At 52.5% G+C, this 11,174-nt stretch carries 7 protein-coding genes and 1 pseudogene; 6 read left to right on the plus strand and 2 right to left on the minus strand.

Features of this window, described 5'->3' with window-relative positions; translation table 11 throughout:
- Positions 1 to 472 precede the first annotated feature (472 nt).
- Positions 473 to 1,333 carry a deoxyribonuclease IV gene (locus WCO56_12535; protein MEI7730396.1) on the minus strand — a complete coding sequence of 287 codons (861 nt, stop codon included), beginning with the start codon at positions 1,331 to 1,333 and terminating at the stop codon, positions 473 to 475.
- Positions 1,334 to 1,649: 316 nt separating this feature from the next.
- Here WCO56_12535 and WCO56_12540 point away from each other — a divergent pair, with 316 nt between their 5' ends.
- The 6 genes and pseudogenes from WCO56_12540 (at position 1,650) to WCO56_12565 (ending at position 9,278) form a co-directional block, all read left to right on the plus strand.
- Entirely contained in the window at positions 1,650 to 2,345 is a 696-nt protein-coding gene (locus WCO56_12540; GenBank protein ID MEI7730397.1) for a sigma-70 family RNA polymerase sigma factor, read from the plus strand.
- Complete coding sequence (locus WCO56_12545; GenBank protein ID MEI7730398.1) at positions 2,342 to 3,028, plus strand: hypothetical protein; 687 nt, start codon at positions 2,342 to 2,344, stop codon at positions 3,026 to 3,028. The genes WCO56_12540 and WCO56_12545 overlap by 4 nt, the downstream gene beginning before the upstream one ends.
- Positions 2,961 to 6,179 carry a CHAT domain-containing tetratricopeptide repeat protein gene (locus WCO56_12550; GenBank protein MEI7730399.1) on the plus strand — a complete coding sequence of 1,073 codons (3,219 nt, stop codon included), beginning with the start codon at positions 2,961 to 2,963 and terminating at the stop codon, positions 6,177 to 6,179. Before WCO56_12545 ends, WCO56_12550 begins: the two co-directional genes overlap by 68 nt.
- A gap of 415 nt (positions 6,180 to 6,594) precedes the next feature.
- On the plus strand, positions 6,595 to 7,041 hold the full coding sequence (locus tag WCO56_12555) for a hypothetical protein (GenBank protein MEI7730400.1): 447 nt from the start codon (positions 6,595 to 6,597) through the stop codon (positions 7,039 to 7,041).
- A gap of 71 nt (positions 7,042 to 7,112) precedes the next feature.
- A complete protein-coding gene (locus WCO56_12560) occupies positions 7,113 to 8,093 on the plus strand; it encodes an AAA family ATPase (GenBank protein ID MEI7730401.1) in 981 nt (326 codons plus the stop codon).
- Positions 8,094 to 9,200: 1,107 nt separating this feature from the next.
- Positions 9,201 to 9,278, plus strand: a pseudogene (locus WCO56_12565) (SEC-C metal-binding domain-containing protein).
- Positions 9,279 to 10,785: 1,507 nt separating this feature from the next.
- Here the strand turns inward: WCO56_12565 and WCO56_12570 are convergent.
- A partial coding sequence (locus WCO56_12570) for a hypothetical protein (GenBank protein ID MEI7730402.1) occupies positions 10,786 to 11,174 on the minus strand: 389 nt, incomplete at its 5' end.

An 11,174-nucleotide genomic window follows, 5' to 3' on the forward strand; every position in this document is an offset into this window, starting at 1 on the left:
TAACATCTTCGTAACTTAATAATATAGGAACCTGAGTCCGTACTTAAGAACCCAAGTTGCGCTGCTAATAAGTTGGCAGAAAGTGGCTTACGTAGCAATCTTTTAATGGTGGTGAAATCGCGTCTGCACGTCCGCTTTTCCGCCCGAGGGGTGAGTGGTTTCATCAAATTCATTTTAACCGGAAGGACGGGCGGTTGGTGTGGCGTCAGCCGATGGAAATCAATTCCCCGGACGTTACGCGCGGCTTCCCATTGACAAGTGTCCACATTGCTTGTGACCTCAATATACAGACGCCAACCGATAGCAGGCAAAATGCCAACTATTTGCGTGGCGAGAAACCGCCGAAAAAGGTGCGGGAAAGTCAGGTTGGCTTCCCAAGCCCGCCACGAATCAGATGCCCCCCAATAAGGCGTTCGCTTCGCGAAAGATAGTCTTGGAGTTCACCCGGTGAAGCAGGGGCAGCCAAGGCAGGCTAGCTTGCTGCAGTCGTTTTGAGCAAGGATCGCAGTACCGCCAGGTTCTCAACGTCCTCGTGGAGGTCCTCGGACTTGGGCGTTTCCAGGCAGCCGGGATGGTTTATGAAGCGCGGATCGTTGACGATGTGGCGGAAGGCTTCCTTGCCGATTTTGCCTTGGCCGATGCCCGCGTGACGATCTACGCGCGAGCCCAAATCGGTCTGGGAATCGTTCAAATGAAACGCGAGGATTTGTTTCACGCCAATCAGCTTGTCCAATTCCCGGATCGCCTTGGCCCAGCCGTCGGGCGTGCGGAGGTCATGGCCGGCGGCGAAGAAGTGGGCGGTATCCAGGCAGAGCCCGAGCAGCTGGGGGTGGTCCACGCCATCGAAAATTCCCGCCAAGTGAGTCGCGGTGTAGCCCAGGCAGGTCCCTTGGCCCGCCGTGTTTTCCAGCGCGATGCGCACCGGGGATTTGGGTGTCAGGCGGACGACTTCGTTCAATCCCGCGATGATTTGTTTTAACCCAACCGCCTCACCTTGTCCCAGGTGCGCGCCGGGATGGAGCACCAGGAAGGGCAGGCCGAGCGATTCCGCCAGTTGAATTTCCTGCACCAGGGATTTGATGGATTTGTCGCGATTCTCCGAGGGCGGTGCGCCGAGGTTGATCAGGTAACCGGTATGTCCAAAGACGGCGGCCAGCTTGCTCGCGGCCAGTTCGTTGGCGTAGCGGCTCAGGTCCTCCGGGGCGTACGGCTTGCCGAACCATTGGAGGTTGCTCTTCACGAATATCTGACACACATGACCCATAATCCTTTGGCACCTAACCAGAGCCATATGAACACCACCAGCAGTAGAACAATGTGCGCCAAAAAGCATGCCATCAAACTACCCTTTATCCTTTAATCCGCAAAACTAAATTCTCAGGTATAAAATCAAGATCATGAGGGCAAAGAAATACACTTGCCCTCTGTGACAGAAAAATAGTTCAGCAGATTTGGATGAGCTTACTATAGTTTATTGTTGAGACATGACTCTAGCGAGACTTCATTGCAATGGCTTGGTTATATCTACTTTGAATAAAGCGAGTTGTGAATAGTAGTCCCTTAAAATCTCCTTGAAACTGTTTGAGACCTGAGACTACCTGCCACAAAAACTTGTAACAAAACGGCGGCGGTTTGCGATTAGCGATTAGATGAACACCGCGACTGGAATCCGTATAACTGCATTTTGCCTGCAATCCAACTTGTCAGGCGCGGGGCGTTTTAGTACCTATTGCCTTGTGGAAGTAATTGATCTGAGCGCATTACAGCAGGGTGACGCGGATGCTTGGCAAGCCGCTTTTCGCTCCTTTTACCCCTATGCCTTTGCGGCGGCGCAACAAAAACTCACCAGTTTTCCCGGCGATGTTGAGGATGTGGCGATTGAAGCCCTTGAACAACTGGTGGACAAGGTCAAGGAATTGAGTTCTGCGGAGATGCTAAAGCCGATGCTGATCTGTATTGCTGAACGTCTGGCGATCAGTCATATCCGCGAACAGTTGGCCAAGAAACGCGGCAGCGGAAAGGTTGAATCGTTAAACAAGCCCGATGAAGATGTGATCGATCCACCCGATCCCCTGGATGCTTTGGATCGGGTGCATCAATCGGAGTTGGCAGTTGTATTGGCTGGCCTGCAAAAGGATCTCAAGCCGGAATGGAATGATATAATACAGGATTTCTTCTTTGATCGGTTAAAATACGAAGAGATTGCGGCCAAGCGAAACCTGGCGGTGGGGTCGGTGGGCGTATATTTGAAGCGGGCCTTGGGCGTGCTTCAGAGCAAAATGAGTCAGCAACCTAAACTGCAAGCGGAACTCTTAACGCTGATCCGCTGCCTATTCTGCCTATGAACGAGCAACGATTTTTTGATTTGGTGATGCAGGAAGGCGCCGGGCAGTTGAATGCGGCGGAACGGGAAGAATTGCAAGCATGGCTCACTACCCAGCCAAATGCCAAAGCGGAATACGCCAAGCTACAGGAACAGGCTCGATTGGCTAAACAAGTCAGTCCGATGCTTCACGCCATGAACTACCCTGCTAAAGTTGAACTGCCGTTGTATGCAGAGGAACGGTTGAAGACGAAGGTGGTTCAGACCTTTGCCAGACCCGAACGACCTAAGCCAACCTGGTCATGGAAAATGTGGTTGGCGATGGCTACGTGCGTGCTCATGGTCGCGATTGTGGCTGTCCGCCAAGTACAGCCGTCGCAACCAGAAATCCAACTCGCTATGTTAGATACGATTGGTGGTGTGCGTGGGACAGGAGAAGACCCAACCAAAGCCATGACTAACGCTGGTTTGGCTTCGACGCTGGTGACGTTCAGTGACAACGCAGCGGCAGCTAAATGGCGTGAACTAGATGCTAAGAAGCTGGTAGTCAAAGTCATATACGACCGGGATCACGGTAAAGTAGACGTGCTATATCATGCCAAAGACCAGCCCGTGACCAAGTCGTTTTCCTTAACGGATGAGCAAGAGTTGCCGGGCGTGTTGCGGGAGGTTGGCAACTGGATTAAACAGCAGGGGCAGCGTTAAGGCTGTGCTCAATAGATCAGGCATCATTTTTCAGTTGGTCCTATCTTTGGGCATCGCTTTGGTCACAGGGGCAGCGGAGCTCAATACCGCAGCTTTAATAAGTATCGAGGAGTTGAATGATGCCCAAGCTAAATTCCAACTGTTCCTTCAAGTTGGCCGGGCTGCTGACGCCTTACCCATTACGAAACAATGGGCGTTGGCCACAGAAACTCGTTACGGTGAATCCACCAATACCGCTACCGCCCTGATGTGGCTGGCGAATAATTACGCTACCGTGGGAGATTGGAACGGCGCAAAACCTATCTTTGAACGTGCGTTGAAGATGTATGAGAAAATCGTGGGGTCGGAAGCCGTATTGACGGCGATGGCCATGAACAGATTGGCCTCATTGGAACAGGACATGGGGGATTACGCTGAAGCGTTGGCGCATTATACGCGCAGCTTGGAGATTTTGGAGAAAGGTTTTGGGGCCAATCATTCCCGCACCCTGAATACGTTGAACAACCTGGCTTCCCTGTACTATGCCCAGAGTGACTATGCGCTGGCGGCCCCGCTGTTTGAGCGGTGCCTGAAAATACGGGAAGAAACGTTGGGGCCAAGCCATGTCGATACCGCCTATACATTGAATAATTTGGCGATGCTTTACAGTAAGACAGGTGACTATCGAAAGGCGATTCACTTTTGCGAACGCAGTTTGAAAGCGTTTACGGAGAGTCTGGGGGCGGATCATCCGAACGTAGCTGTGGCACTGGAAAATTTGGCGGTTGTCTATCAGACGATGGGGGAATACGCCCGGGCGTCGTCGTTGTTTGAACGCGCTTTGGCGATCAAAGAAAAAGCCTTTGGCCCGGATCATCCCAGCACCAGCATAGCTTTGAACAACCTGGCTTCCCTGTACTACGAAATGGGTGATTATGCGAAAGCGTTGTTGTGGTTTGAAAGCGGTTTAAAAATTCGCGAGACGAAGCTTGGGGCGGAGCATCTTGAGACCGCCATCAGCCTGGGTAACCTTGCGCAGGTGTATGAGGACATGAACGATTATGCCAAGGCAGAGGCGCTTCAACTGCGCGCCCTAAAGATCAGGGAGACTCGTTTGGGAACCAATAATCCGCAAGTGGCGACGACCTTGAATGGTTTGGCTGGGACCTACCAAAGCATGGGGGATTACCAGAAAGCGTTGCCGTTGTATCAGCGCAGCCTGGAAATCATGGAACGGGTGTACGGCACGAATCATCTCGATACGGCCAAGGTCCTGAACAATCTGGCGTTGTTATTGATTGCCATGCGGGAGCCAACCAAGGCGAAACCATTATTAGCGCGCAGTCTGGCCATACAGGAGCATGTTTTAGGCTCCGACCATCGCAATACATTCGCGGCCCTGCAAAACATAAGCTGGTTGCTCTGGATGATGGACTCGACGGTAACACCTGAAATACTGTCCTTGGCTCGGCGGACCGGCGATGCCGAGGCCAGAAACTTGGGCCAGATTTTGTCATTTACCACCGAAACGCAGCGACTGGCTTATCAAAACATGCACGATCCGTACTCCCTGTTCGCAAACTTGGGGCAAGCCAAGGAATTGGCGGGAATACTGTTGCATAACAAGGGAATCGTTTTGGAATCGTTACTGGAAGATTGGATCGTGGCTCAATCCTCTCAGAACCCAGAGATTCAGGCCAAGATTCAACAAATACGAGAACAAGGCCGGCAATTAATTCGGCAGCAGACGGTAACCCAGGACAAAAATGAGGCAGAACACCAACAAAGACTGGTTAACCTTGAAAAGATGGAGGCGGAGTTGGAGTCGCAGCAAAAGGCACTGGCACAAAACGTCGCCCGCAGTGGACAGACCAGAAGATCGCTAAAGCTGACGCTGGCGGATGTGCAGGCGCAACTGCCAAAGAATGCCGTATTGATTGAATTCGTTCGGTACCAACAATATTTGGGAACCAATCATTTTGTCTGGCATTATGGCGCGGTGTTAATTGGCAGCCATCTTAACGCGACCAATGAGCCGATCTGGGTGGCGCTAGGACGGGCTGATCTGATTGAAACGAATCTGAGGGCCTATGCGGTCCAAATGCGTGCCAGGGGTCAAGGCGAGCCAATCTTGCTACGTTCCTTGCATGACCAATTATGGCAGCCGATCCAAAAGAACCTGCCCAAGACTATCCGTACGGTGATTCTCTCCCCTGATGCTGAACTCAATTTCTTAAGCTTTGCGACTTTGGTAAACCCTCTTGGTCAGTTTTTGGGGGAACAATATGCAATTCAATATGTGGCCAGCGGACGGGACCTAGTGGTGGGCAGCAGGGCAAAGCCAGGGCGGGATATGGTTATCTTTGCCAACCCGCTGTTCAAGGCAATGCCGAAGGCAAATCTGGCCTTAGTCAATCAAGTGCGGTTGGGCATGTCAGACTTGAATCGTGGAGATTACACAAATCTAAACCTATTGCCCTTGCCGGGAACGGAGCGAGAGGCTGATTTCTTGAAAACCAATGCCGCTCGCTGGCATTTAGAACCACGGATATTGCTTGGTCAAGAAGCGCAGGAAGTGGAAATTCATCATCTTCAGGCTCCGTATGTGCTGCATCTGGCAACGCATGGCTTTTATCTGCCATCGATAATGTCCACGAATAACCTGCCAGAAACCTTGGGAGTGAGGCGTCCGGTATCCTTGAAGAATCCGATGCAGCGAAGCGGGTTGGCTTTAGCCGGAGCGCAAGTGACGTTAGATGCTTGGAAGCGCGGTGAAACTCCAGATTCCTTGAATGATGGTATTCTAACCGCACAGGAAGTAGGCTTGCTGGATTTGCAAGGAACCTGGCTGGTAGTGCTTTCAGCGTGCGATACCGGCACCGGCAAAGCGCAGGCCGGTGAAGGGGTGATGGGCTTGCGCCGTGGTTTTATGCTGGCCGGAGCCCAGAACCTGTTGATGACGCTCTGGCCCATCTCCGACAAATACACGGCGCTGGTCATGAATGATTTCTATGAGGAAGCGATGCAAACTAAGCAAGCGCCCGAATCATTGGCTAAAGTACAGCGCAAGTGGCTGGTCCAATTGCGTGAACAATATGGCGCGTTGATGGCCGCTCGTTTAGCAGGACCGTTTGTCATGACGTATCAAACGTCCGTGCCGCCTCAGCCCTAGTTCAGATTTTCTTCATTCAGCACACCTATTCGCTGCGCGTTTTCTATTGCAAGTGCCTTTCCATAAGCATTCTGCCAGTTCGTTATCTTAATTGTAATAAAGTCCCAACCCTTTGCGATTGGTATTACGTAGGGCGGAACTGAAACTGGTAATGGCCAGTGGAAGGGAACCCCAAGAAAAGACCGAAATAGCGAACGACAAATGCAGCACAATTTACCAGCCGGTCCGCTCAAACCAAGAATGGAGGTGGTTAACCGATAATGAATGCTTCGTGGCCAGGATCACCAGGCTCCGGTCACCAAAAGCTTAAGCGAAAGCCGGTAGAGTTGCCTAATTGGCGCGGTACCCACTCTATATTAAACGGTGTACCAATGCGGGTTGCCGCCACCGCACAAAATACAGGCAGCATCTTATTATGACTAATAACTCGAATACGGTTGAAGTTACTAACGATAGTGAATTCCTGACGATTGTTGAAGTGCCGACGCTGGCCCCGGCGGGCCTCCGGACCGCAACGATCACGGGATTGGTGATGGAAAACGGGAAGAAAGAGGATGGGACGCCGACGAAAGCGCTCAAGCTCACGGGCGAGTTGGAGGACACGGACAAGGCCGGCAGCAAGTTCCAGGTGGAGAAGCGCTACAATATGCTGGAAAATGGCCGTGGCAAGGCGCAGTTCCTGAAGGATGCCAGCGCCATTGTAGGCCGGAAACTGGGTGACAGCGACCTGGTGCGTTTCAACAAGACGGCGCTGGTTGGTCAAAAGGTGTTGTGCGAGATCAAGCACAACAAGAAGGGCAAGCACTGGGAAATGACGGTGGGTGATTTGCAGGCCATCGCCAAGGCGGCTACCCAGAGCTAGTCAGGCGGCAAATGGGGCGGACCTGGTGCAAGCCATGTCCGCCCCTCTTTTTTATCCAGCACTCTTTCCCTATGAATACATTGAATGATTCGGTGGAGTCGTCCGAAGACTTTATATCCATCGCTTCCGAGGCTTCCAGCGTCACGAGTCTTCCCCCTATTCAAACGGCCCGGGAATTGTTGGCCAAGGAACACGCCATGCCCAAGGAACTGATTTGCGGGCTGCTGCATCAGGCGACCAAAGGCGTGCTGGCCGGCTCCAGCAAAGCGGGTAAGACCTGGTTGCTGTTGGACATGGCCTTGAGCGTGGCGTCGGGCACGGTGTTTCTGAAATGGCCGACCAAACCGGCCAGGGTTTTATATGTGAACCTGGAGATTCATCCGGTGTTCATGAAGCAACGGTTGGAAACGATGATGCGCTGCAAGCAGGTGAACTGCGATTTGGATATTTGGACGTTGCGCGGGCTGACCTTGGATTCGGCGGCGATGTTGAATGCGATAATTGAACGGGCGCAAACGGGCTATGGACTGATTGTTGTGGATCCCATCTATAAACTCATGGTGGGACGTTCGGAAAATGTGGCGAGTGGGGTTGGGGTGTTGTGCCATAGCATGGAGCGCTTGATGGTGGAGACGGGCGCGGCGGTGGTGTATGCCCATCATTTCACCAAAGGCAACCAGTCCAAAAAGAAAGCCATGGACCGCATGAGTGGGTCAGGCGTGTTTGCCAGGGATGCCGATACCATTGTGACGGTGACCGAATGCCAGACCGAAGGCTGCTTTGTGGTGGAGACGAAACTGCGTAATTTGGTTGAGGCGGAGCCGTTTGTGGTGCAATGGGATTATCCTATGATGAAAGTGCGGGATGATTTGAGCCCGGAGCTGGAGGCGGTAAATATATTGGATTGGTTGACCGAGCCACTGACCACAACTGAATGGGAAACGGTGGCGCTGCGCAATGGCATATCGCGGGCGACGTTCTACCGTATGAAAGCAAAGGTCGTCTCCCAGCTTGTGCTCGATGGGAAAAAGTGGAAACGGCGTGAGACGTGAGACTTTGAGACCTATTACCGGCGACACCTCCGCTGTCATCCACCCTGGTTTCAGTGCCGACGCGTCCTGGGCGGTTTTACGCGTTTTACTGGCCAAACTTCCGATCCCAGTGATTTAAACTGGGCAGGTGAGGCCAGTTGGGGGCGGGTTACTTAAAGGATTTTGGCCGCCCGCCCGCCAAATTTTCGATTAGAGCTGCCGATCAGGCACCCCAACCCCATTTTTCATGACCGAAAAAACGCCTGTGCGCCCCAATTCAGCCCGGTTTACAGCGTTTTTTAGGTTAACCGGGATGCACTGCAACGGCAGCAGAAACACCAAATTCCGCGCGCACCGTAAATGGAAACTTGCCACGGTTCTATCCTCGAAATAAACTCGTCTCATGAACCGTACCGCATCACGTCTGTTTACGCATAACGTCTTGTGAACACCCTTGACGCTTCGCTCGCCGTTTACATTGGGCGCGACAAATACTACCAGGAATCCATCGTCGAGTTGGGTAAACGCCTGCCGCCGGAGGATGAAGCCGTTGCCGCGTTAATCAACAACGCCGCCCAGCAAAGTGATCAGGGACAATTCCTATTCTTGCTTTACGCTGCGCTGGCATCCGGGCGCAAGGTGGATGCGCAGCATTTGGTACTTGGCCTTCAATTCTTACCGCAAGAACCGGATGTGATCTGCGTTGCTTTTCGTTTGGAAGGCAATGTGGCGAAAGCGCTGACCGAAGCGGTGCGCACCGTTACCGTGGCCCCAAACCGTCATGCGCTAGGGTTGCTGGTCGGTGCGATGTGGTGCCAAACGCGCCAACAGCCCGTGCCTCCAGAATTAATTGCTCAGACGCGTATTCTTGCCCGTAGCCATTGGAAACACGAACATGTTAGCCCCTATCTTTCCGCGGTAGCAATAATCACCGGTGATCCAACCCTCAAGGTGTTGGTGCGCGAAATGAATGCGGACGTGCCTGCTGAGAATTGGCCCAAGGTGGAAGAAGCAACCAAAACATTTCGCGATGCCATGTTTAAGCTGGCGGAATTGTCCATCCTGGATTTGGTGCCAAAAGCTGCGGCATCACCATCACGTATCCTGGCGAGCGGCACGACCATGCGCCGGGCGGTGGCTCGTGTGGGGCGTAATGATCCCTGTCCCTGCGGCAGTGGCAAGAAATACAAGCGCTGCTGTGCGGAAAAGGATATCGAACGCCTGCATCATTCCTCGCACGTTGCGGGTAAAACCATCGAAGAAGTCGAACAGGAGCCGGAACCTCATGTCACCGTTGAGCAAATCGAGAAAATGTTGCCGTTTCAAATTGCGCGGTTGGATCCGGTAAAGATCAAACCCGACTTATGGCCACACTATTTTGCTCACTTGACTGGCCTGAAAATGTTCGATGTCGCCATTAGCGGTTATGAAAAACTGGGCTGTCCGGAATCCTTATTTGATGTATGGACCTTTTCGGTGTTTTGGGTGGTATATCAAAGGGATAAGGCTGCGCTGCAGCGGCTAATGCAATTACCGACCTACCCACCGCTACTCACGAATGAGAACCGTAAATTTTGCGTTGCTCTATTGTTACACGATGATGATCCAGCGGTGCTTTTAAAGCTGCTTGAGGATAAGGCCTTCAGTCTGCTTGACGAAAAGGATGAGGACGCGCTTTCCACCCTACCGATTTGGATGCTCCGCCACCGGAAACTTCAGTGGCTGGGCGTGTTTATCGCCCGTGGGGTGATACCACTTGTATCGGACAGCCAAGCCTCCATGCTGTTGAAGAGCGTAATCGAACTGCGGGATGAAGCGCACCTCCCACCCGATGATCCCTGTAGTGATCTGCTAGACAAACGCCTTGTGAAAGAGCGGCCGCACGATGACGATGACCAACAGGCAACCACTTATCGCAAGGCTCAGCGTAAACTAGAGAATAAAGCCAGGGAAGTGGCCGAACTTAAGGAAACCTTGGCCCGGCTCCAGCGTGATTTGCATTTAAAGGAGAAAAAGGCCAAGCGCGAAGCCGCCTCACCTGCACCCTTGGTTTCGGCTGAAGAGACCCATCATCTAGCCGAACTGCGTCAACAACTGGAACAAGTGAAGCTCACGCTCAAACAGACCCACGCCGAGCGCAATGAATTTCGACGCGACCTGGAGAAGGCACATAGTGAACTGGAAGCCTTGCGCGGCAACCAGGCTGCTTCTCCAGCTACCGAGACGAAAGATCAGGAGGAAACGTGGTTATTACCGGACGAACCTTCTGGCAGTCAACCTGTTCGTTTGATTGAATTCCCGCGAAAATTCGAGGAGACCTTGCGGAATCTACCACGCCATATTGCTCGCAAGACCATGGTTACGCTCGGACAGATTGCGGGTGGTGAACCTGCTGGCTTGGCGGGAGCCCGGAGGTTGATCGAATGCCCTGATATTACCCGCCAGCGGATTGGCACGGATTACCGTCTGCTGTTCCGGCTGTTACCCAATAGCGTCCAGGTAGTGGCCTTGATCAACCGTCGTGACTTGGAGCGCACTATCAAGACCTTAGTTTGAGTGCTTAATTATGCAAGTGGAAGGGAATCGTTCGGAGTCGCTTGTTGCAGGGATATTTGCAACGAAAACTTACGTTCTTAGGTGTAAGGCTTGCGGAACGTATGCCGAGGTAGTTGCACCTCAACTCACTGAACGGACATATACCGCAACCGGATTTTCATGCAGCTAGATCTTCGGTCTCAATCAATTTCACCCCCTTCCAAGCGTGCTGGTGATGGTTTAGCGCATCTGGCACATCGTTTCGCAGGCACATTCCATATCTTTCCTTGATCAGATCGCGCATTGTTTCTCTAAACATCGAGCGTTTTAACTGCCCGAGGTTGCGTTGTTCAGCTAGCCGGCAGAACACTTGATAGGCTTGGGTAACGGTCAAGCACCCACCTTCACACGGTGCCAGCATCGTTTCTACCAACACCCGCATTAACCGTTCATGCAATTCGACGCCCCGGATTCGTGTATTTGGACCGGTGGCACTAAAGAATGACTGGTCGGCCGCTAATATAGATTTGGCCCGTTGCGTTACGAGTTTGGCATGCTTGTCGCTCC

This window comes from Verrucomicrobiota bacterium (genome assembly GCA_037139415.1).
Classification (GTDB): domain Bacteria; phylum Verrucomicrobiota; class Verrucomicrobiia; order Limisphaerales; family Fontisphaeraceae; genus JBAXGN01.